This window comes from Paenibacillus sp. AK002, assembly GCF_053903045.1.
On record NZ_CP096377.1, the window covers coordinates 3,631,548 to 3,654,422 of the forward strand.

General features: G+C 50.1%; 15 protein-coding genes. 3 read left to right on the plus strand and 12 right to left on the minus strand.

Translation table 11 applies throughout. From position 1 onward, the window contains the following. Nucleotides 1-28: 28 nt before the first annotated feature. Nucleotides 29-2,281, minus strand: coding sequence for an FAD-dependent oxidoreductase (locus tag M1D70_RS15970; protein WP_456287273.1), 2,253 nt, complete (start codon nt 2,279-2,281; stop codon nt 29-31). Nucleotides 2,282-2,398: 117 nt separating this feature from the next. Between M1D70_RS15970 and M1D70_RS15975 the strand changes: the two genes are divergently transcribed. Next, a complete protein-coding gene (locus M1D70_RS15975) occupies nt 2,399-3,241 on the plus strand; it encodes a helix-turn-helix domain-containing protein (protein WP_456290452.1) in 843 nt (280 codons plus the stop codon). Between the two features lie 159 nt (nt 3,242-3,400). Here the strand turns inward: M1D70_RS15975 and M1D70_RS15980 are convergent, their stop codons facing one another. The 7 genes from M1D70_RS15980 to M1D70_RS16010 form a co-directional block, all read right to left on the minus strand. Beyond that, a complete protein-coding gene (locus M1D70_RS15980) occupies nt 3,401-4,108 on the minus strand; it encodes a DNA alkylation repair protein (protein ID WP_456287274.1) in 708 nt (235 codons plus the stop codon). A gap of 615 nt (nt 4,109-4,723) precedes the next feature. Next, on the minus strand, nt 4,724-5,983 hold the full coding sequence (locus M1D70_RS15985) for an FAD-binding protein (RefSeq protein ID WP_456287275.1): 1,260 nt from the start codon (nt 5,981-5,983) through the stop codon (nt 4,724-4,726). A 536-nt stretch (nt 5,984-6,519) separates the two neighbouring features. Further along, nucleotides 6,520-8,235, minus strand: coding sequence for a response regulator transcription factor (locus M1D70_RS15990; RefSeq protein ID WP_456287276.1), 1,716 nt, complete (start codon nt 8,233-8,235; stop codon nt 6,520-6,522). Nucleotides 8,236-8,238: 3 nt separating this feature from the next. Next, nucleotides 8,239-9,747, minus strand: coding sequence for a sensor histidine kinase (locus M1D70_RS15995; RefSeq protein ID WP_456287277.1), 1,509 nt, complete (start codon nt 9,745-9,747; stop codon nt 8,239-8,241). Between the two features lie 264 nt (nt 9,748-10,011). Beyond that, nucleotides 10,012-10,890, minus strand: a complete 879-nt coding sequence (locus tag M1D70_RS16000) for a carbohydrate ABC transporter permease (RefSeq protein ID WP_015735497.1) — start codon at nt 10,888-10,890, stop codon at nt 10,012-10,014. Between the two features lie 12 nt (nt 10,891-10,902). Next, nucleotides 10,903-11,805, minus strand: a complete 903-nt coding sequence (locus tag M1D70_RS16005) for an ABC transporter permease (protein WP_036672661.1) — start codon at nt 11,803-11,805, stop codon at nt 10,903-10,905. Between the two features lie 87 nt (nt 11,806-11,892). Continuing rightward, entirely contained in the window at nt 11,893-13,602 is a 1,710-nt protein-coding gene (locus M1D70_RS16010; RefSeq protein WP_456287278.1) for an extracellular solute-binding protein, read from the minus strand. 279 nt (nt 13,603-13,881) lie between these two features. Between M1D70_RS16010 and M1D70_RS16015 the strand changes: the two genes are divergently transcribed. Further along, a complete protein-coding gene (locus M1D70_RS16015) occupies nt 13,882-15,369 on the plus strand; it encodes an alpha-N-arabinofuranosidase (protein WP_456287279.1) in 1,488 nt (495 codons plus the stop codon). 408 nt (nt 15,370-15,777) lie between these two features. On the opposite strand, the gene M1D70_RS16020 is transcribed toward M1D70_RS16015, so the two are convergent. The 4 genes from M1D70_RS16020 to M1D70_RS16035 are packed head-to-tail and all read right to left on the minus strand — an operon-like array spanning nt 15,778 to nt 21,776. Next, nucleotides 15,778-17,367, minus strand: a complete 1,590-nt coding sequence (locus M1D70_RS16020) for a glycoside hydrolase family 43 protein (RefSeq protein ID WP_456287280.1) — start codon at nt 17,365-17,367, stop codon at nt 15,778-15,780. Between the two features lie 49 nt (nt 17,368-17,416). Beyond that, a complete protein-coding gene (locus tag M1D70_RS16025; RefSeq protein WP_456287281.1) occupies nt 17,417-19,393 on the minus strand; it encodes a YjhG/YagF family D-xylonate dehydratase in 1,977 nt (658 codons plus the stop codon). A 16-nt stretch (nt 19,394-19,409) separates the two neighbouring features. Then, nucleotides 19,410-20,876 (minus strand): alpha-ketoglutaric semialdehyde dehydrogenase GucD, encoded by a 1,467-nt coding sequence (gucD, locus tag M1D70_RS16030; protein WP_456287282.1) that lies wholly within the window; start codon nt 20,874-20,876, stop codon nt 19,410-19,412. A 24-nt stretch (nt 20,877-20,900) separates the two neighbouring features. Next, a complete protein-coding gene (locus M1D70_RS16035) occupies nt 20,901-21,776 on the minus strand; it encodes a fumarylacetoacetate hydrolase family protein (protein WP_456287283.1) in 876 nt (291 codons plus the stop codon). A 169-nt stretch (nt 21,777-21,945) separates the two neighbouring features. On the opposite strand from M1D70_RS16035, the gene M1D70_RS16040 reads away from it, so the two are divergent. Beyond that, nucleotides 21,946-22,821: a helix-turn-helix domain-containing protein gene (locus M1D70_RS16040; protein WP_456287284.1), complete on the plus strand. Its 876-nt coding sequence runs from the start codon at nt 21,946-21,948 to the stop codon at nt 22,819-22,821. Nucleotides 22,822-22,875 lie beyond the last annotated feature (54 nt).

Sequence of the window (22,875 nt, forward strand, 5' to 3'; positions counted from 1 at the left end):
TGAAAGCGCTGTCATTTTGTTTATTCCATTATAGAGCATAGACTCTTATTTCGGCAACCTCCGCGCGTGGTCCTCCGTTCGTTTCGTCGATCCATAGTCTAATCGTATGCGACGAGATGGAACGGCTGAGCTTATGCACTTTTTTGCGCTTATGGTTGTGCTTCTCTTCAGCCAGTGTGACCCATTCCTCACCGATGAGCGCTTCTATCCGATAAGCTCGGACGAGCTCGGGAATCGCTTCGAAAGCGGTGCGGTGATGGTGCAAATTTATTAAGTCTTCATTAACATCGTCGTTAAAGGTGACGTGGATCTCGGCGATCGATTGCACTTCAGCCCACTCCAGCTGCAGCCATTCCGGTTTGCCTGGAGACATCGGCTCGGACATCCATAAATGCGGACCGGCGAACGGCCGAATATACCCGTCCGTCACCGCTGCGGCAGCGTACGCTTCCGTATTTGGCGTAACCTGCAGACATAGCGGCTTGCGGTTCCAACGGCGCATGCTCCACTGTACGACCGGCTGATCCGGCTGACGATCCTCTAAAAGAGTCGAGACGATCGGCTTTGGCCCTTTCTCAAAGCACAGCACGCCGGTCATCGGAGAATCCGATCCGTGAAGATGAATCGCTTCGTTTGCTTTAATAATAAGGAATGCATTGCAGGGTGCATTGGGCTGCCAAACTAAGTCCAGCTTAGCCCACTGCCTGGTACCTTCGGCTACTGACACCGATGCTTCAGCCACCATCTGCTTTGGCACGTAATTTTCACCTTTTTCCGTATGCCACAGCTCCACTTCAAGAGTAGCAGCCTTTGCCGCATCGATCAGCAGCGCCACTGATTCAAGCGAGGGATTCACGGGAAACAGGATGCCCAGTTCTTTGTCCAACGGGTGTGTATAGGTTGAGTCCGTCAGCGACACTTTGGTCATTGTGCTGGATGCCGTAATTCGGGCCGATTTGGCGAGATCGTAAGGGTCGTCTGCCGCGATCCCGATAATCGAAGCATCCTGCCTGAGCATCGTCTGCTGCAGGTCGTTCATATGTTCACGGTGCAACACACTCGGCGATATCCCTTTCTGCACGCACAGTGCGGCACCGCTTCCGGCTGCTTCGCCGATGACGGCACAGGTTGCCATTACCCTCGTCGTACCGAATGCGACGTGAGTTGCGCTGATATCGCGGCCTGCGAACATCAGATTGGTGACGTTGCTGGAGTACAGACATCGAAATGGAATATGATAGATGCCGTCCGAAAATAAATGCTTTGAACCGCTCTCTGTCGAATACATGCCTTGCGGCGGATGAAGATCTATCGACCAGCCTCCGAAGGCGATGCGATCGGTGAAGGGCACCTGCTCGATAATATCGTTTTGGTTCAACATATAATCTCCTGTGAATCGGCGATACTCCCGTTTGCCAGGGAGCGACCCGACCCATTCCAGCGTCATGCAATCGGCATCGAAATTGCCGGAGTTTTTGATATAATCCCATACCCCGTAAATGACCGACCAGAGCTCATCGCGTATTCGTTCATTATCATGCACCGTATCCAGCTCGCCGCCCCATTCGATCCACCAATAGTGGCAGCCTGAGTCGCCGCTGCGAATGACCCGCTTCATCGGGATCGCCGTTTGCGTAATGTCCTTCGCAAAGCTCGGCGGAATGTACTTGACCGGCCGATCGGCTTCCTTCGTATAGAACAGGAGCGTGCTGCCAAGCGTAATATCGTCCGCCGTCTCAGGTGCCCAGTCCTCGTTGTATTCCTCTGCGGCCTCGCGGCCGATCCGATATTTAGCGCCTGCCAGAAAACCCGCAAGGCCATCTCCTGTACAATCTATGTACATATCGCTTTCAAACCGGATTTTCCGCTCGGAGCCCATCATCCAGCCCGTGACCGACTTCATGATGCGCTCCTCCTCCGTGCCCTCCGCTTCGACCTCGTGCACATCCGTATTGAGAAACAAGGCAATGTTCGGCTCTGCTCGGACCGTCTCGAGTACGACGAGATCCCATAAATACGGATTTCCATCCGGGTTCCGGAATTGATTCTCGACGAACATTTCTCCCATGATGCCGGTTTCTCTCGCGTAACGCTGCGTACCATGCGCCGTAGCACCGCATACCCACACCCGTACCTCGCTGCTAGAATTGCCTCCGAGTACGGGTCTGTTGTTCACGAGCGACACGGTTTGGCCAAGACGTGCCGCTGCAACGGCAGCGCATACGCCGGCCAGGCCTCCGCCAATAACGGTAATGTCGGATTTTACTAATTCAAACTTCAATCGAATCCCCCCATGCTTAGAATTACTATCATCTTAATCGAGGGGGTCGTTATTTAACATGCACTGCGCTATCATATTGGCATATACTTTATTTCATTCAGGAGGCGGATTGCCGTGATGATGTTAAATCGAAGCCCCATCCTATATCCTAGTCTAATGCATCATGTCTTTTGGAATCATAAGAAGCAATTTCAATACAGCGTGGACACCTACGGACATTGGGTTCTATTTGCGGTGGAGGGCGGCAGCTTCCGTTATGGGATCGGCGATAGCGAAGGTACGGCGCAGATGGGCGACGTCATCGTTTGTCCGCCGGGCATCGATTTTCATCGCGACGTTATCCATGCGCCGTCCTTTCATTTCATCGGATTTTCGTTAGGCTTTATATCGGGAGAGGCGGTTGAAGGGCAAGAGGCAGTGCAGGACGTCCACCATCGTTTAGCGGCTTCTGCCTACAAGCCCGCCGTCGCGCATAAGGAGAGGTTTGCCGATAATTTGAGATATTTCAAGAGGCAGGACGAAGCTGCCGCGGAGATCGATCAGCGGAGCTATTGGCAAAACCATGCGCTGAACGATATTTGGCTCTTTTGTTTGCAGTCGATAGCGGTCGGTGTGGTTGGCGAAGACAAAAAACCTGCCGATCCTCTGATGGAACAAGCACGGCTCTATATCCAGCAGAACGCCTATAAGGACATGAGCTTACTAATGCTTGCGGACGAGCTGGGCATCAGTCCCGTTCAGCTCACCCGCAGATTCAACCGAAGTGTGGGGATGACTCCTTCACGCTATTTAAGCCATATTAGGCTGGAGCAAGCAAAGTCCTTGCTCGTCGATACCCATCTGAATTTAGAGCAGATCGCATTAGCTTGCGGCTTCAACAATGGGTTCTACCTCAGCCGCGTGTTCACGAAGCTGATGAAAGTCAGTCCTTCCGCTTACCGGAAAACGAACCGGGTCTAATGCCTGTAACAATCCCCTCTATTCAATAGTAGGAAGCGATAAGACAAATACACTCCTTGTTCCGAGCTTTCCCTGATCGTTAGCTGCCTGCCTTGAGCTTTATGGCAGCCCTGAGGAAATTATACAGCCTAGATCGCATATCCGCCTCCGCTATTACGGTTAACAAATGCAGGTCTTTTTCTTGCTGCCGATTCGGCCCATCGCCTCGATCTTGCCGATATATTCCGTTGCAAGCGGCACTTTGCATGCAGTATTGCCGACATCCACATGCACTTTGCCGACCGACTCTGCGACTGCCTTCGCTTCCTGCGTTAACGCCTCAACGTATGCGCCGACCGAAATAAGGAAAGTATTCATTACATATCGGACCCAGTTGCGCTCGCCGTGGATGGTGTCGCGCACTCTTGTGAGAAAACTGCGTATCTCCTCCATGTCGAGCACTTCGTCTGGCGCAATCGATACATAATTGGCATATGTGCTCCATCCGCTTACAGCGATTAGTTCCTCCAGCGAATCTATCCACTCCAACGCCAGGTCATGCGCAAAAGGACTTTCTGCCGCTACTCTCGCTACCGTATACTCGGCAGGCGAATGCCAATTGGCTCCCGCCACCCAATGCTGCAATTGTTCTTTGGTAATCGTCTTCGGATTGACGCTAAGTCCCGCTAGATACATCGCATCGTAGTTGCCGGATTCATACAGCTGCAAAGCGAGAGCTTGGTCTTTTTTCACATGCTTAACGAGCTTCTTCATGTCCCCGATTTTGACGCCAAAGAACGGCTCTTTCGCACCATGGCGATTATAAGTGTTTTTCGTCTGCTCACTGCCCATTCCAGCCAATGCCTGCATGATTTCTTCATAGGTCATCAATTATTCACGCTCCTTAACATATATACCTTGAGTGGTTCGTTGTCATCATTGTGACTTCTACGATCCTGGAACTCTCCATACATCCCCCCTTGTTTCTTCAGAAAGTATAATATAACCCCCAGTTTTTTTCACTTTTATTACATAATTGATCAAGGGTGTTTTTTTATGGTGATCAAGAATGCTTATGAATAACTTAACCTGCCGGTTAACTTAATGAATTAGAGCAGAGAAAAGTAGTTGATTTTTATCTAATCGGTAATCGGAACATGTTCTTGTCCTTTTCGGCAATCGGGATAAGAGCTTGAGCCAATAAAACAAAAAAGCCACTAAATTAGCGACTTTCAATGGGATTATGTTCATGTCCCCCGACAAGTTAATTGAACGATCATATCACTTTTCTGCTAATAGCTTTATTTTGTCTAAGTTATCAACAATGTGGTTTAACTTAGTCATTGATAAAATGTTTCATTCGTATAGGAATATATATTCTGTTGCTAACCAAAAACCTCCAACCCTTATTGCAAGTGGTGGAGGTCTTAACGAATGCAACGAATTAACATTGTGTTTCATTCCATTAGATCACTTTTCTAAAATGGTGATTAATCCTTAACATCAATGCATAATGTAATGATCCAGAAACGTATTTCGAAACTTCCCTATTGGATCGTATCGAAGTAGCAGCTGACGGAAATCCGCTAACCGCTCATACCGAGCTTGTATCATTTCCGACTCCATCGTAAACAGCTTCGCCCAATGCGGGCGTGCTGCAAACGGTTCGAGTTCACGTTCTATAAGCGGAAGTAATTGGCGCACGCGCTCCCAATCCGGCTTCCATGTAAAATGCAACCCAACACTGTCTTGCCGGTAGCATGGGCTCATCCAGAAGGTATCCGATGCAATTGTTCGAACCTCGGAGATAAAGAGCAGAGGCGCAATTCTATCACGCAGTTTGCCTAGCGCACGCATTGCCTCGACCGCATGCCGCCTCGGAACAAAATATTCACTTTGCAGTTCGTTGCCCGCGCTGGGGGTAAATTCCATGCGGAAATGAGGCAACCGTTCATACCATGGTCCAGGATCGCCCATCTGCTCGCTGCAGTTCACCACAGATTGGCCAAGTACCATATGCCGTTTTTCCGGAGCTGGTAAAGCCCCGAAGAAATCGGGAGATGTCTCATCTTCCCCGTTTATTCCCACCTTTCGTTTTACCCACACTTGATTGAATATGGGCTCTGCCCAGTCCGTAAACAAGCTGACACTGTATGCGGAAGATAAGATTTCGTCTATGCCATGATCCAGTGCAGAAAAAGGAAGACGATCATATACGGTCTGACTTACCTGAAACGAAGGTACTAAATCCAATTTAAGCTTTGTGACGACTCCCAGTCCGCCGAGTCCGACAACCGCCCCATCGAACTCGGGGTCTGTCCCGCGCGTGAGCACCGTAACTTCTCCGTCCGATTTCATTAGCTCGATAGCACGTACAGAAGACGCCAGGCTTGCATTCAGATCGCCCGAGCCGTGCGTGGCTGTTGCCACGGCGCCAGCCACGCTTATGTGCGGCAGCGATGCTAAATTATGCAGCGCATAGCCATGATCATTTAGATAGCGGCACAGATCGCCATACCGAATACCACCCTCGACGGTTACGGTACTCTGTACACGGTCGAGATCGATTACCCGATTCATCTTTCGAAGCGAAAGATGGCTGCCCCCGGTATCGGCAATCCCGTTAAAAGAGTGACACGAGCCAAGCACGCGTATGCTTGTGCGGCTAACTACTAGGTCCTTAACTTCTTCTAGACTTTTAGGCTCAAGCAACTCCATCGAACGATAGCGATAATTCCCGGCCCAGTTCAGTTTATCTTCCATATGAACGCTCCTATTTAATATGCTGGTTTTTGTCCTGAATCTATTTGATCATTGGTTAACCTGAATATCCAAGTACTCCTCAATTTTGTCAAAGTGAATCGGTAATCATAAACTTTAATAAACACAGCCTATCGCACCTTTGTGTTGATTCACCAGTAATAAACAGGTAAATCAACTTAAAACTAGGTATTCGGCATGACGACGCGCTTTCCTGCCCGTTAGCTTAATGAAATTGCATGGAAACGTACGTAGTTAGATGCTTATCTAATCGGTAACCGGACTATGTTCTTGTCCTTTACGGCAATGGGTACAAGTTCTTGTCCTCGGCTCGGGACAAGAACTTGTACCGATAAAACAAAAAAGCCGCTAAGATAGCGACTTTCAATGGGAGCTAATCTTGTCCCTCGACAAAATAGCAATTTCTCTTGGTTGTCGGGTATGCTAACTTTCTATTCCCACTGATATCATCTCAAAATTTCACATCTTAATTTGGGATATTCCTAAAGTCAGCTCTACCCACCCCGACGGCATGCCGGCTATGGCTTTTGGATCATATGTTTTTCCTTGTACTCCTGCGGTGAACAGCCGGTAGCCTTTTTAAAGAAACGAGTAAAGGAGGATGCGGTTTCGTAGCCCACACGGCGGGCAACTTCACCGATTCGGAGATTCTCGTTTTTAAGTAAATGCTTGGCCTGCATCAGACGGGTGAAGTCAATAAACTCCGTCAAATTGTTTCCGGTTTCCTGTTTGTAGATGCGGGATAAATATGACGGATTCAAATATACTTGTTCGGCCAATCGTACCAACGACAGGTCTTCATCCAAATGATTGCGAATGTATTCCTGTAAAAAATCGATGATATGATCCGCTCGTTTTTTCTGTTCTACTTTTTGCATGTCGAACAACACAGACGATAACTCCGTCAAAAATAAGGAAGCTTCGCTCCAGGTGTCAAAAAAATCGATCCGCATCAGTCTGTTTTGACCCACCTGAGCTTCAATCTTCTCATTAAGTGCCCATCGATTGATATAGGACATCAAATACAGGGACACGGTGTAATAAATTTCCTGGGCAAAGGCATTATTTTTCGTGCGAACGTCTCTGATAGGACCAAGAAGCAGCTCCAAAGCTTCAAAATACTTGCTCCTTTGTCCTGCCTCCAGATATTGCTCGATAAGCGAAAGATCGTTGGACTTAAGCACCCGCGCAAGCCTTGCTCCTTCGGGATCCTCTTCCTTCAAACCCTGAACATTGCCTGCCTCATCGGATTCATCATGAACCACATCATCGATAAGAAGAACTGTATTTTCGAGTCCGATCCGGTAATTGAGCAAGTGGTGGAGCGAGTGATACTTATTGGAAACCGATTCCCACCCATCCGCTTGGCTGCCGATCGTAAAGCTGATCGGAATTCCGATATTTTCTTGGCATGCTGACTGGATGACCTCCAATATTCCTTTAAGAAACGATACTGTTTTATTGAACGTCTGCTGGATCGTTTCCTCATTCACAGTACCGGTAGCGGACAACGACTCCTTAGGCTGAATAAAAATCACAAATCTGTGGCTGTCATCGAGCACAATCATAAAATTCACACGGGTGGCTAAATACCTCTGCATGATTTGACGTACGGCATAGATTTGCTGCATCTTCTGCATATAACCGGTTGAGTCAGAGAATTTATCTATCTTGCCCACGACCAGGGCAACCGGCCACTGAACATTCAGCGGGATCGACATTTCTTCAAACTGTGCTTGATTGGCCAGTATTCCACGATTACCTTTTAACATGTCTAGAAGATAATCTTCTTGAAACAAATTAAGCGCGATGTTAATTTGCTCTTTGGCCTCCCGGATCAGATCTTCCGTTTTGATTTCCTGGCGGATTTTTGATACGGTCTCTTCAACCACTTGAATCACTTTGTCGATATTTTCGGTCTTTAAGATATAGCTGACATCCTGATACTGAATCGCTTTGTATACATATCTGAATTCACTGTGCCCTGTTAAAAAAATTACTCTGCACTGAGGCCAGCTTCGATAAATCTCCTCCATGAGCTGCAGACCGTCGATATGGGGCATATCGATATCGGTCAACACGATATCAATTCTTGTGCGGTTGAGCCACTCGATGGCTTCTTCTCCACCGTAGGCTTTATAGACATCGAGATCCAAATGATCAAATCCTCGAAAAATTTCATAAAGATGATTCACTATGATCTCTTCGTTATCGACAATCAGCAGTCTGTACATTTCTTACACACTCGCTTTCGGGTCAAGTTGCAGCGTCACCTTCAAGCCGCCCATCGCGCTTCGTTCCAAAATCAGGCCGTGTTCGTCACCATATATCAACCGAATCCGGCGATGAATGTTAATCAGTCCTGAGGTCTCGATATTGGACGTATCGTAAAGGAGCTTTTGGAGTGCGGATAATTTGGACTCCGACAGATCCGTTCCGTTGTCCTCTACGATAATACGCAATCCGCGGTCGTCCTGCTGAAAGCGGATTGTGATCAAGCCTTTGACCTTGGTTTGCTCCACAGCATATTTGAATGCATTTTCAAGAATCGGTTGAAGAATCAATCTAGGCACCTGTATTTCCTTAACCTCATCCGGAAGATCTTCAAATTGGATCGTCAACCGGCTTGGAAATCGCATGAACTGAATCTCGCTATAGGTCCGTGCGTGCTCCATTTCCTCACGCAGCGGCAAAAAATCCGAAGCATTTCTTGTAATAAACTGAAAATAATCACCTAGCAGCTTAGTAAAGGGGATTAAATTATCGTCCCCTAGTTTAGCCATCGTGTTAATCAAAAACAAACTGTTATATAAAAAATGCGGACTAATTTGCGATTGCAACTGCTTTAGCTCCGCTCTCTGGTTTAGAATTTTCTGCTTGTATACCTGCTCTATTAAAGCAGATACGTTCTGTACCATCGAATTAAAGCCTTGATAAAGATAACCGAACTCGTTTTTGCTGTTTACGTGGATCGAGACGTTAAAATTTCCGCTCTCGACGTGTCGGAACGATCCGACAAGCTTACGCATGGGCTTGTGAATTAAGTTATAGGTGTAGATGGAGTAAAACAACATAATCAATGCGCCTGCACCGGTGAATACCCACAGCCAGATATAAAAATCCCGCAGCGGCACAAAGATGAGCTCTTGAGGAATATAACGCAGTAAGAGGATATTCAAATAATCCGATTTGACAGACACCACATACATTTTCTGACCGTTTATGTTGCTGTATGTGACGTTCCCGCTCTTAAGTTCATGGTAGTTTCCCACCAAATCTTGTAAGCGTACATTTGCATCGTTGCCTTTGCCGCTAATGACGATATCGTGTGTGAGATCAATTAAAAAGGATCCGCTGTTGTCGTAGGTATGAAACTGGCCCAACGCCTCTTGAAACGCAGCCATATCCAGTTCAATCTCGATCATATACTTTTGAGGCAAGCCGGCATTACCGGCATGAAGAGTGGTTATGTAAAGATTATTCTTGTATTGCACCAGCTGCGCGCCAGTTTCCCCCGCCGGAACGCGAATCTGATCCAATTTGTCCATATCGATCGGGCTTACGGTAGCGGTGGAGGAAATGGTTTTTTGAATCGGCAAGATGTGTGCGCTTACATTCGAGGTGTAGGAACTGCTGTTATGAATAGTGACGAGACGCTGATGGAGCTTTCGCATGCTTTCCATGATTTCATACTCGTCCATGATGGAATACCGTACCGCGAGTTTGCCCAGGTATTCATCAGTCAAGCTTTCGTGCTGCAAAATTTTAATGCGTTCGATCTCCTCCTCCAGGCTTGTAAGGTAAAACGAAACCTGTGCAGTCGAAGAATTAATAATTTCATTTTTTACGGTGTTCAGGCTCCAATTGTACATATAGATGCCCAAGAAAATAATTAGGACGATCGCCAATAAGAAGGACGCGATCAATCGTGTGAAAATGCTGTTCTTGATCTGTCCTCCCTCCCTTATTCACGATTATTATTGCGGGAAACGAGGTAATGCCTTTCGTGTTTATCCCTTCACGCTCCCGAGTACAATTCCTTTGACAAAGAAACGCTGCAGGAACGGATACACACAGATGATCGGCAGAGCTCCAAGGAAAATCTGGGCCGAACGCAGCGTCTTATCCGAAATGTCCGCCATAAGCTTGGCCTCTTCCGGCGTCATCGTGGCTAACGAGCGCTGAACGACGATCGTCTGAATGTAGCTCTGGATCGGGTAATGGCTGGGATCGTTCATATAGATTAACCCATCGAACCAGCTGTTCCAGTGCGTGACCAGTGAAAATAGCAGAATGGTCGCAAGAGCCGGTAAGGATACCGGAACGTAAATCTGCCACAGCGTTCGCCAATGTCCGGCACCATCGATAAACGCGGCCTCACTCAGTTCCTTTGGCACTGCTCGAAAAAAATTCAACAGCAAAATGACACTGAATACAGGAATCGCAGTTGGGAAGACCAGCGCCCAGATCGTGTCGATCAACCCGAGCTGTTTGACAACCATATACGTCGGAATTAATCCAGCCCCAAATATCATTGTAATAAAAAAGGCCCATGAATAAAAGGTGCGCAGCCGGAATTCTCCCTTTTCTTTCGAAAGCGGATATGCGACTGTAGCGATCAATACGAGATTCAGCGTCCCTCCCAATGCGATGCGCTCCAGGGAAACGAGCATCGATTGCCAAAAGGCTGAACGATGTGCGACAAATTCATAGGATTTCAACGTAAATTCCTTCGGCCACAGGGTTACGGTTCCTGTTGCAGCGACAGCGCTGGAGCTTAATGACACGGCCAGGATGTGTATCATCGGAATCAGACACAGCATTCCGACTGCGATCAAGAATATACTATTGCACACAACAAACCAATCCAGCCTCTTTTTTACAGGCATATCAGTCCCTCCTTAGAAAATCCTGTAGTCCGCAACTTTATACGCGATGTAATAGGAGACGGACACGAGAACAAGTGCGATAACGGACTTAAATAATCCCACTGCGGTTGCAACGCCGAATTGCGCATCCAGCAGACCGATGCGGTATACGAAGGTATCGAGAATATCCCCGCTTTCATATACCATCGGGCTGTACATGTTAAAAATTTGGTCAAATCCGGCATTCAGCAAATTCCCCAAATTAAGAACCATAAGCAATACGATAACCATCTGCATCCCAGGCAGCGTCACGTGTAGCGTTTGCCTCCAGCGGTTCGCTCCGTCAATCTGTGCCGCTTCGTACAGATTCGGATTGATGCTTGTAAGCGCAGCCAGATAGATGATGGTCCCGTATCCAAACTCTTTCCATACGTCCGTCAGAATCATGGTGTTTGGGAACCAACGATTGTCACCAAGGAAAAAGATCGGTTCAATCCCGAACGATTGAAGTGCCCGGTTGACCAAGCCGTCATTCGGTGACAGAATTTCGATAAAGATTCCGCCCAATACTACCCAGGATAAAAAATGGGGCAAGTAAATCGCGGTCTGCACTCCTCTCTTCAATGCCATATGCCGGACCTCGTTTAAAAGAATCGCAATCACAATGGGCACAAGCAGTCCAAGAATCACTTTCATCATCGCGATATAAAACGTATTCCACATGATGTTATCGAAGCTCGGCAGGTTCATCACATATTCGAAGTTGCGCAGACCAATCCAGTCCTGATCGCCGAACAAACCTTTCGCCGGTATAAACTTTTGGAACGCAATAATGATTCCGCCAATGGGAAGGTAATTGAATACCAGCAAAAAAAGAAAACCCGGCAAAATCATAACATGCAGAGGCAATTCCCTTTTCCAGCTTCTTTTTTGCATCATAAATCACCCGTTTCTTAAGATGAGAATGAGGAAGGGAAAGGATGCTCTTGATCAATGCAGCATCCTTTCCATGGTCCTAGGTACTTATTTTACAGATGCGTACCACTCATTGACTTCTTTGGTCATATCGGCTCCCCCAAGCGTATTCCAATTCTCTACGAACTTGTCGAACTCATCAATCGAAGTGGCACCCATAATGATTTTGACAAATACCTCGGTTTCCAGTGCTTTTAGTGTGGACTGCTTTTCCGCCATAGTTTGGGTAGGCGGTCCGGCAAACGCCTCAAGCATGAAATGGTCGTTCTCGAGGTACTTCACGCTATGCTGGAACACGCCGTCTTCCCCATAAATTTTAGGCCATCCCCATAAAGTGGTTTCTCCATTGTTAAAGGCTTCCATATTTTTCTGAATCGACAGTGCCTCACCGGTTAGCTGATCCAAGGTTTTATTCTTACGTGCCTCCTCGATTTCCTGGAACGCATTCACGTTTTTAAATGGTGGATAGGGTTGTACCGGCGAATATTTCCACACGCCAACGCTGTCATTGGCGGAAGGCATATAATAATAATCGAAATCTCCGCTTTCTCCCCAGTTCAACTCAATGTGCAAATTAAACATTTTCACCAGGGCTTCCGGATTGGAAAATCCTTTTCTGACGACCCAGAACTCCGATGCGGCAAATTTCTGCGGTGACAGCACCGGTTCCCCGTCCACCGAAACCAAGGCGTAGCCTTTCCAATCTGCACCCGGATCGTTCTGATAGTTGCTGATGAGCGGGTACATCGGATTCCATTGTTGCCCGAACTCCATGCCCACCTTGCCGGCGGCTATCGTCTCAGCCACCTTGCCGCCGTCCTTAACTCCGAATTCCTTATCGATTTCACCAGCCTTATACATTGAAGACAGCGCTTTCAATCCCTCCTTTACTTCAGGAAGCGTACTGCCCCAAACCAGATTTCCCGATCCATCATCGATCCACATGTTCGGGTACGCGTGGTAGCCGGCAAAAAAACCTTCCAGCCCCATGGCTCCACCGTACAGATCCTTCGTAATTGCTAGACCGTAGGTGTCATTGACCCCGTTCCCGTCCGGGTCCTGCGTGGTAAACGCTTTACTGATTGCAATCACATCATCCATCGTTTTGGGCTCTGAAAGCCCAAGCTTCTCTAACCAGTCGGCACGAAGCCAGATAAATACGCCGTCTCCGTATCCCTCCGGCGGACCAAGGCCCACCATCTTACCATCAACCGTAGCGGCCTGGAGGACCGCAGGCCCTTGCACCGCGTACAGCTCCTTCATTTGGTCAGAAGCATATTCGTTCCAGTACGGTGTGAGATCCTCGATCATATCTGCTTCAGCCATCTGTTTCATTTGTGCGGCTGTGACGCGGATCATGTCCGGAATATCCCCAGATGTCAACGTTACGTTAACCTTTTGGGTATAAGCATCCCCGCCGCTGACCGTCCAATCGTATTTTACGTTGATTCCCAGTTTTTCCGAGAACGCTTTCAACCATCGGTTGTCTTCCACTGTTTCGCCAGGTGTTTTGGGTATGATGTTATCCTGCATATCGTTGTCTACATCGCGGGCAAATCGAATCGTGAGCGGTTCTTCATATTTGCCGAACGGTCCTTCCGCTGCGGTGGCTCCCCCTTCAGATGATTGGCCTGAACTGCTTCCTGACGGATTGGTTGACTGTTGATTGTTTGAGTCGGAACTACATGCGGTGATCACTCCTGTTAAAAGTATTGTCGCTAAGATGAGGACGACTTTCGGATAAACCCTTCGTTTCATGCTCATAACCCCCTTGAAATCGTTTTTGCTTTGAATCACGTTTCATTTTAACCCTGAAATTTAGGTATGAATACAGGCGAGCTGTTACATTTCTAACATTTGTTTACGCTTTTGTCTCTCCCCATGCTCGCAGTTTTCAACAAGTTTATCATTTCTTTACGACCTCGTTCGGGAGCATGAAATCGGGTTGAACCGCTAAAATGAAAGCGCTATAATGGATCATCGCAAGGAAGTTCACAGGTCTAGCAACATATATTTTTCCGAATGGAGAGGAAGGCTATGGCGTTACTGTTCATCGATTCAGGGCGGAAGTACGGAAAAATCAACAAGAATGTTTACGGGCATTTTTCAGAGCATTTGGGACGAGGTATTTATGGCAGCATTTTTGTCGACGAAAACAGCCCAATTCCCAATATCCGCGGGATACGCACCGACGTTGTTGAGGCATTGCGGCATATCCGGGTGCCGGTGCTGCGCTGGCCAGGCGGATGCTTCGCTGAATATTACAATTGGAAAGACGGCGTAGGTGCTGAGCGCAAGCGCATCGTGAATGCAGGCTGGGGCGGCGTCGTGGAGGACAATTCATTCGGCACCCACGAGTTTTTGGATCTATGCGAGCAGATCGGCTGCTCGGCTTATATCGCCGCCAACGTCGGCTCCGGTACCCCTAGAGAAGTGAGCGAATGGATTGAATACATGACCTTTGACGGAGACTCGCCAATGGCCAACTGGAGGCGCCAGAACGGCAGGCACGAACCGTGGAAGGTTGAATATGTCGGCATCGGAAATGAGAATTGGGGTTGCGGCGGGCAAATGCGGCCGGAATATTATGCCGATGTGTACAAGCAATTCAACACTTATGTTCGCAATTACGGCAATCATCGGATTTTCAGGGTTGCTTGCGGTGCCGACGGCAACGATTATGCCTGGACGGAAACCTTGATGCGCGAAGCGGGCACCAATATGAATGGATTGTCTCTGCATTATTACACCATGCCGGGATATTACAAATCTGACGAATATCCCGAGGAGCGCAAAGGTCCAGCTCTGGAGTTCGACAAACCGACCTATTATCGCACCCTGCGCCGAGCGTTGTATATGGATGAATTAATTACCCGGCATAAACATGTCATGGATCGCAACGACCCCAAAGGGAAGGTGTCGATCATTATCGACGAGTGGGGAACCTGGCATGAGGTGGAGCCTGGGACTCACCCGGCATTCTTGTTCCAGCAAAATGCGATGCGAGACGCCATTGTCGCCGGAGTGTCCCTGAATATATTTAACGCCCACAGCGATCGGGTTCAAATGGCCAATCTGGCGCAGCTGGTCAATGTTCTCCAATCGGTCATCCTGACGGAAGGCGAGGATATGGTGCTCACACCGACGTACCATGTATTCGATCTCTATAAAGGGCATCAAGATTCGACACTGATCGAAAGCTATATACAACCGCAGCTGACGGGGACAACCGAAGCCGAGGTGCCGGCTCTGCACGTCAGCGCATCGAAACGGGCGGACGGCCGCGTTCACGCCACAGTGGTGAACTTGTCCGCAGATGAGTCCCAGCAGCTCCTTTGCGTGTTAGATGGTCAAGCGTTTTCCTCTGCCGAAGTTCGTTACATATCTGGGACCATGACGAGCCACAACGCGTTCGGACATCCCCCACAAGTCGAAATAAGAACGATGCCGGTTATTCCCATTAAGGACAACCGTATGGATATGCACCTTCCTGCCTGCTGCGTTGCTGAAATCGTATTGTCTTAATGCATGTTATATATCAAATTCTTGACGCCGGGCGCTTCGAATTCGTATAAACGTTGGGATTCTAATCCCTTCGCTTCCCAATCGCGAAGGTGGGACAGACGATCTCCATGGTGCTAGAGCTGCAAGACAAACCTACGGCCTGCTTCTGCCACAATGACATTGTGGCCTTCGGATAAATTAAAGGGCTACAACAGCAAGGGCCTGTCCCAGGCGAACATATGGCTATTGTCGGCTTCGACATCGTCAAAAAAAACGGAATACCACGAGCCCAGCCGCAAAGAATTGCTTTTCGGAACAACTTATACTTCACATAAGTAGGTCGAACGGACAAACCTTCCTCGCCTTCTTGTCAAAACTGCTAGACAAGAGGCGAGGAACTTATTTACTGGGGATGATATCAGTATCGGCTTAGACCGTTGTGCTGTTCGTCTCTTTGTATACAAAGTAATCAAAATCAGCATGTTTCCGGGTCCCGCCAAGATCCTGGACGCAAAGGCCGATGTAGGTTCCCGTAAACCGGATATATTCAGGAGATTCATCGGACAGATTCGTGATATCGAACCATCCGCCTGCCCGATGCCAGGACGGATCATCCTGTAACGCATAGTAAAAGCAGGCACGGTCATGATCGACCACAACCTTTAACCGGATCCCGTTCACCGATTTCAGCGGGATATCCTCCAGCAGCTCATCGTAAACCCCGTATCTGGACTGAATGATTCCCAGGCACAGTCCTTTCTCTTCGTGATAAGTTACCCGTAAATAAAGATAGTCTTTCGTATCGTAATACAGAATCAGCCCTGCCATTTGCTGCGGATGGTCCGGTGCAAACTCCAGACAAGTTTCGGCTTCGCACGCAAAAGCCTGCAATCTTCGGGCGACCATGCTTTGCCTATGCGTTGAGCTCATCGATTCCATTCCGCGCAGGCGCAAGTACCCGGGACGTTCTGCAAGGCTCAGCCACGTTGAGTCCGGCGGAATACGAAGCGTATTCCAATCGCTCCGGAGTATGGCTTGATCAAAGTGGTCCATTTTCGGTGCCTGTTCAAAAGGATGTGGCTTGATTTTCGGTGCAGGCACCCGAACCTCGGGATATCGTTCACCGCTCGCAAGCCGCAGCCAGCCGTCCTCGCTCCAAATGCACAGCTGAAGAGCCGTCTCACGGCCAAGTGTGCAAAACTGCCCATTGACGGGCCTGCCGACCAGGTGGGCCATGTACCATTCGCCGGTATGTGTCTCGACGAGGCTGCCATGGCCGGCCTTCTGCAGCTTTATATCCGGCCTGCCATATGAAGTAAGGATCGGATTGGCAGGATCGACCTCATAAGGTCCTTGTAACGTGCGGGAGCGCGCTACCGTCACTGCATGCTCGTAACCGGTTCCTCCTTCAGCCGTTATTAAATAATATAAATCCTTGTATTTATACAGATGAGGCGCTTCCGTCAGCCCTAATGCCGTGCCTTTGAATATGTTCACGGAGGGCCCGATCAGTTTTTGTTCCTGAACGGAATACTCCTGGAGTACGATGCCCGAGAACCGGTTCTTTCCCTTACGGTGATCCCAGATCATATTGACCAACCACTTGCGTCCGTCCTCATCATGAAATAAGGAAGGATCGAACCCGCTGCTGTTTAGATACACCGGCTCGGACCACGGGCCTTCGATATTCGTCGCCGTCACAAGGTAATTATGGGTATCCTTAAAAGCGCCGACCCGGCTTTTGACATCCGTGTAGATCAGATAAAACACGCCGTTGTCATAGCTAAGGCAGGGAGCCCATACTCCTCCGGAGTTGACGTTGCCTTCCATATGCAGCTGCGATATCCGGGTCAGCGGAGCTTCTATCGGCTTCCAATGAACCAGGTCCCGGGAATGGTGAATCCGTACGCCCGGGAACCATTCAAAGGTGGACGTGGCGATATAATAATCTTCCTCCGCCCGGCATATGGAGGGATCGGGGTGAAAACCGCGAAGAATGGGGTTCGTGATCATATTCATTTAAGCAACCTCCGGCATGATAATGATAATTGTACAAAAAATGATAATTTCAGGACCAGCCCAGTGCTTTTTTACCGGCTTCCAGAGCGGTTATGATCCGCTCCACATCGTACACATTCCCTCTCCATGTCCCTCCGCTGACGGACTGCAGCGCTGCCCACAGCCTGGTATCATCCGGCAGAGCTTCGTCAGGGCGCATATCCGGATGGAAGGGCCTTTGTGCCAGGATGAGAGCGCCTTCCTCCGGCGAAACCTCGATTTCCCCCGCACCGACAAAGTTAATGCTGCCTTCCAGCGAGTTGCGATCCACGACGATATTGATCAAGTCACCGTTCCGAAGCTTGCCGATCGGCCCGCCTGCCAGCGCTTCGGGACCAACATGGCCAATGCATGCCCCGGTGGAAACACCGGAAAACCGGGCGTCGGTAATGAGCGACACGTATTTGCCGAAAGACAGATGCTTTAGCGCAGACGTCAGCTGGTAAGTCTCCTCCATCCCGGTCCCTGACGGACCCCGCCCGAGAAGTACGACGACGTCGCCGGCCAGAACGCCGCCGGTCTTGATCGCATGGATCGCTTCGCGTTCGGTTGTAAACACCTTTGCCCTGCCCTTGTGACGATACACGCCATGGTCATCCAGTACCGAAGGGTCGATCGATGTGGATTTGATCACAGAGCCTTCCGGAGCGATATTCCCGGTTGGAAACGTCACGGTAGAAGTAATGCCAAGACGCTGCGAATGCTCCACGCTCATAATGACACCGTCCGGGTCAACCCCGTCCTTCTCTTTCAGCTGCTTCCGCAGCAGATGACGGCGTTCCGACGATTCCCACCAGTCGAGCACCTGGCCCAGCGTCGTACCTGTTACGGTAAGCACGGACTCATCCAGCACGCCCAGCTGCCTGAGGTGGAGCATCACTTCGGGCACGCCTCCGGCCTGAAAAACCCGTATGGTCGGGTGGAAGATTGGGCCATTAGGCAAGGCACTGACCAGTCTCGGCACATGTTTGTTAACCTGGATCCAGTCCTGCACCGCAGGCATGGTCAAACCGGCTGCATGGGCAATGGCGGGTATGTGGAGCAGCAGATTGGTAGATCCGCCGAACGCGGCATGGACGGCCATCGCATTGCGAATCGCCGCATCCGTGACAATATCCGCCATTCTCAGCCCTTCGGACTCCATGACCATCAGTGCGCGTGAGGATTGCCGAGCCATTTCGATCCAGATCGGCTGCCCGGAAGGCGCAAGCGCGGCATGCGGCACCGTCATGCCCATCGCTTCGGCGACGACCTGGGCCGTTGCCGCCGTACCTAGAAACTGGCAGCCTCCTCCCGGGGTGGCGCATGCCCGGCAGCCGAGCTCCGACGCCGCTTCCAGGGAGAGCTCGCCGATGACGTATCGTGCGCCGATCGTCTGAATTTTGCCGGCGTCCTCTCCATCGACAGGCGGAAGGGTGACGCCCCCGGGAACGATTACTCCCGGCAGCTGCGGCATGCCCGCAAGCGCTAACATCATCGCCGGCAGACCTTTGTCGCAGGTGGCGACGCCGATCACCCCTTTGCGCGTCGGCAGGGAGCGAATCAGTCTGCGGAACACGAGAGCGGCATCGTTTCGGTACGGCAGCGAGTCGAACATACCTGTCGTTCCCTGTGATCTGCCGTCGCAAGGATCGCTGACATATCCGGCAAACGGGATCCCTCCGCGGCTTGATATCTCTTCCGCCGCAGCCTTCATCAGCAGGCCGACCTCCCAATGGCCCGTATGATAACCGAGGGCTGCAGGACTGCCGTCCTCATTGCGAATTCCGCCCTGCGTGCTCAGGATCAGAAACTGTTTTCCGTTCAATTCCCCGGGCTTCCAGCCCATTCCGACATTCTGGGACATGCCGAACAAGTCGCCGCTCGGAGCGTGACGCAGCAAATCATCCGTTAAAGGCAGACGTCCCGCCGCCCCGGGAGCATGCGTTATAATATCGTAACCGCTTGAATCTTTCTCCCCCATAATCGACATAATCTGTTCGTGCATGGCACCCTCCCGCAACTTATGACTTCACGAAGACCGTTTTGATGGAAGTGAAAAACTCGATCGCTGCTTGACCCTGTTCCCTGGAATGCGAGCTTGACATCTTCATCCCGCCGAACGGCGCCTGCAGCTCTACGCCGGCCGTTTCCGCATTGATCCTGACCAATCCGGCATCCATATCCCGGATGAATGACAGCATTGCGCCGACGTTTTGCGTATAGATGGAGGCACTCAAGCCAAAGTCGCTGTCATTGGCAGTCTCTATGGCTTCCTCCAGGGAATCCGCCGCGATCAACGTAAGCACAGGGCCGAAGATTTCTTCCCGGGCTATGGACATATGCGGTTCGACTCGCTCAAATACGGTCGGCTGGACATAGAATCCCTCTTTAAGCCCTGGAGCGTCCGCTCTTTTTCCGCCGGTCAGCAGTACGGCACCTTCATCCTGTCCTTTTTGAATATAATTCAGCACCGTTTCGAGCTGTCCTTCGTTCGCGCACGGGCCCATCCAGCTTTCGGAAGACATGCCGTCGCCCAGCTGGATCTCTTGGATTTGCGAAAGGAGCTTTTCTTTAAAGGCTTCATATACTTTTCGTTCAACGATGACCCGGCTGGTGGCGGTGCATTTTTGGCCGGTGGATTTCAAGCCGCCGCTGATGGTGGCCTCGACTGCCAAGTCCAGGTCGGCATCCGCTGCAATGATGATCGGATTTTTGCCGCCCATTTCAAGCTGATATTTGGCCCCTCGGCCCAATGCGGCGGCGCCGACCCGTTTTCCGACTTCGTTGGAACCGGTGAACGTAATCCCATTGACATCCGGATGCTCGGCAAGCGCAGATCCGATCACCGATCCTCTGCCGCATACAAGATTGAGAACCCCTGCCGGAATTCCCGCTTCCTCAAAGCATTCCATGATTTTAGCCGCTGTGACCGCCGTTTCCTGTGCCGGTTTTAATACAACCGTATTGCCGTAAATCAAAGCCGGGGCCGTCTTCCAAATCGGAATCGCTACGGGAAAATTCCATGGAGCAATCACGCCCACAACACCAAGCGGTACCCGAGTCGTAAACATCAGTGCTTCGCTGTCCGTCGAAGGAATGACATCGCCGACTTTTCGCATCCCTTCACCGGCGTAATATCTTAGGATCGCGACGCCGCGCATCGTCTCTCCCTTGGCTTCGGCTAGCGTCTTGCCCATTTCCCTCGTCATCGCCTCGGCAACTTCCTCGGCCCGGCGTTCCAGCACATTCGCCGCTTTGAACAGAACATTGCCGCGTTCCGCGCCGGTTAATCTCCGCCAGGCTCGGCCAGCTGTTTTGGCCGCTGCGACAGCACGGTTCAGATCCTCTATACCGGAAACCGGTACATAACCGACTACCTCATTCCGATTCGCCGGATTGATGCTGGGTTCGGTTTCTCCGGACGCCGCCTTCATCCATTCTCCGTTGATATAGTTCCTGTATATCTGCTCAACCTGAAATGCGGTCATGGTATTTATCCTCCTTATATTTAACTAGTTTGAAATGACAGGATTCACCAGCGTACCGATGCCGCCAATGGTTATTTCAATCCGGTCCCCGGGCTCAAGCGTAAAATCATTAGGCGGCACAATGCTGGTGCCTGTCAAAAGCACCGTACCCGCGAACAAGTCATTGTCCTTTGCCAGAAAGGAGACCAGCTCATCCAGCTTTCGGTTTAATTCACTCGTACTGCCCTCGCTCTTAACGACCATACGCCCCTTGCGGTAAATCTCGCAGACGATGCTGAATGCATATGGATTCTGCACCGTTTCCGCAAGCCGGATGGCCGGTCCGATGGAGCAGGATTTGCGCCATATCTTTGCTTGCGGCAAATACAGCGGGTTCTCCCCTTCGATATCGCGGCAGCTCATGTCATTGCCGACGATGTAGCCCGTAATGCTGCCATCTGCGTCAAGCACCAATCCAAGCTCAGGCTCTGGGATCTGCCATGTGGAATCGCTGCGCAGCGTAACAGTCTCATTCGGTCCGACGGTCCTGGCGGCCGTGGATTTGAAAAAGATCTCCGGCCTCTTTGCGTCATAAACTTTATCGTAGAATGTCAATGCATCCAGCTTTCCATCCGTGGCTTCATAATTTCGTGCTTCCCGGCTTCGTTGGTACGTAACGCCGGCCGCCCATACTTCGGGTGCTTCCACTGGCGTGATAAGGTGCAGCGAAGTCCAATCGCCAGCCAGCTCGTTTGCCGGTGTAACAGCGCTTTCAACAAGTTGGACAGGTGAAATCCCGCGCTCCCTGGCTTGATGGATCAACGTCATAAAATCCGGCTGCGGCAGACGATAGGCTCTTTCATCATCCGTAACGGCTGCCAGCCGCTTCTGTTGTCCGTCTAGAAATCGAATAATTCGCATTCAAGCTTGCCCCATTTCTTCCCCATCGGGTTGATATTACTACCATAGCACCACCGATGGTTCATGACGATGCGCTAATCTCTACGACGATTTACCCTTTTCACGCATGATATTTCTGTTATGATGAGTCTATGAATAACGGAATATAGACATACCGAGGAGGTTTTCTGTGACCATGTTTTCAGAAGCCGCATATTTAGGTCGTCTGCCCGATGTTCGCATGTCGTTTCAATTACTGGGACTGCATGCAAGAAAAGTGGATTCCCGCTGGACCTATCCGTCCCACGAACATTCCATGTACGAAATTCACTGGATGCTGGACGGCGAGATGAACATGGTGGTAAACGGACAGCTGCACAGGCAGTCCGTTGGAGACTTGTTGTTCATCCGCCCCGGTATGACCCATTCCTGCACCGGCGCCGGTCCGCAAGGTTTCACTTACTTTTCCGTCCATTTCAGCGTCCACGATACATCCTTTTGCAGAGAACTCAACCGCTGCAAGGACATTTATTATCCGGCTGATTCGGCTTTAACCCAGGGACTGTCCTCTTCGCTGTCTACATTGTATAATCTGGCAACAGAGCATTTATCCAGCCCGCTGCCGGCCTCCAAACAGATGAAGATCCATGCCGCCGTATTCGAATTGCTCGGCTCGTTGGTCGGACAGCTGTCTCAGACCCCATCCGTCGCCCTATCCCGAAAAGAAACCATCGCCCGTCAGATCGCGGAGCAAATCGAGGACTCCGTAAGATATATCCATCTTCACAGTGAAATTCAGGAGAGCGAGCGAACCTGGATCCAAGACATCGCCAAGTCGCTGAACCTTAGTCCGTCGCAAGTCAATCGGATCTTTCGGGAGGTTCACGGCAGAGCACCGCGCAAGTTTTTATCCGAAACCCTCCTGAACGAAGCCCAGCGACTGTTGAAGCAAACCGACCTAAGCATTGACCATATTGCGATGATGCTGGGGTATAAGACCAATGCGCATTTTAGCCGCCAATTCAAGCGGTGGACCGGGATGGCGCCCAGTGAATACAGAAACTGAGTCCAGCTGCAGTCATTAGATGATGAGCCGGATCCGTAACCTCATTAAGAATGC

Coding starts and splice junctions, on each gene's coding strand:
- M1D70_RS15975 (WP_456290452.1), top strand. CDS start 2,399: ATGATGTTAAATCGAAGCCCCATCCTATATCCTAGTCTAATGCATCAT.
- M1D70_RS15980 (WP_456287274.1), bottom strand. CDS start 4,108: ATGACCTATGAAGAAATCATGCAGGCATTGGCTGGAATGGGCAGTGAG.
- M1D70_RS15985 (WP_456287275.1), bottom strand. CDS start 5,983: ATGGAAGATAAACTGAACTGGGCCGGGAATTATCGCTATCGTTCGATG.
- M1D70_RS15990 (WP_456287276.1), bottom strand. CDS start 8,235: ATGTACAGACTGCTGATTGTCGATAACGAAGAGATCATAGTGAATCAT.
- M1D70_RS16000 (WP_015735497.1), bottom strand. CDS start 10,890: ATGCCTGTAAAAAAGAGGCTGGATTGGTTTGTTGTGTGCAATAGTATA.
- M1D70_RS16005 (WP_036672661.1), bottom strand. CDS start 11,805: ATGCAAAAAAGAAGCTGGAAAAGGGAATTGCCTCTGCATGTTATGATT.
- M1D70_RS16010 (WP_456287278.1), bottom strand. CDS start 13,602: ATGAAACGAAGGGTTTATCCGAAAGTCGTCCTCATCTTAGCGACAATA.
- M1D70_RS16015 (WP_456287279.1), top strand. CDS start 13,882: ATGGCGTTACTGTTCATCGATTCAGGGCGGAAGTACGGAAAAATCAAC.
- M1D70_RS16020 (WP_456287280.1), bottom strand. CDS start 17,367: ATGAATATGATCACGAACCCCATTCTTCGCGGTTTTCACCCCGATCCC.
- M1D70_RS16025 (WP_456287281.1), bottom strand. CDS start 19,393: ATGCACGAACAGATTATGTCGATTATGGGGGAGAAAGATTCAAGCGGT.
- gucD (WP_456287282.1), bottom strand. CDS start 20,876: ATGACCGCATTTCAGGTTGAGCAGATATACAGGAACTATATCAACGGA.
- M1D70_RS16035 (WP_456287283.1), bottom strand. CDS start 21,776: ATGCGAATTATTCGATTTCTAGACGGACAACAGAAGCGGCTGGCAGCC.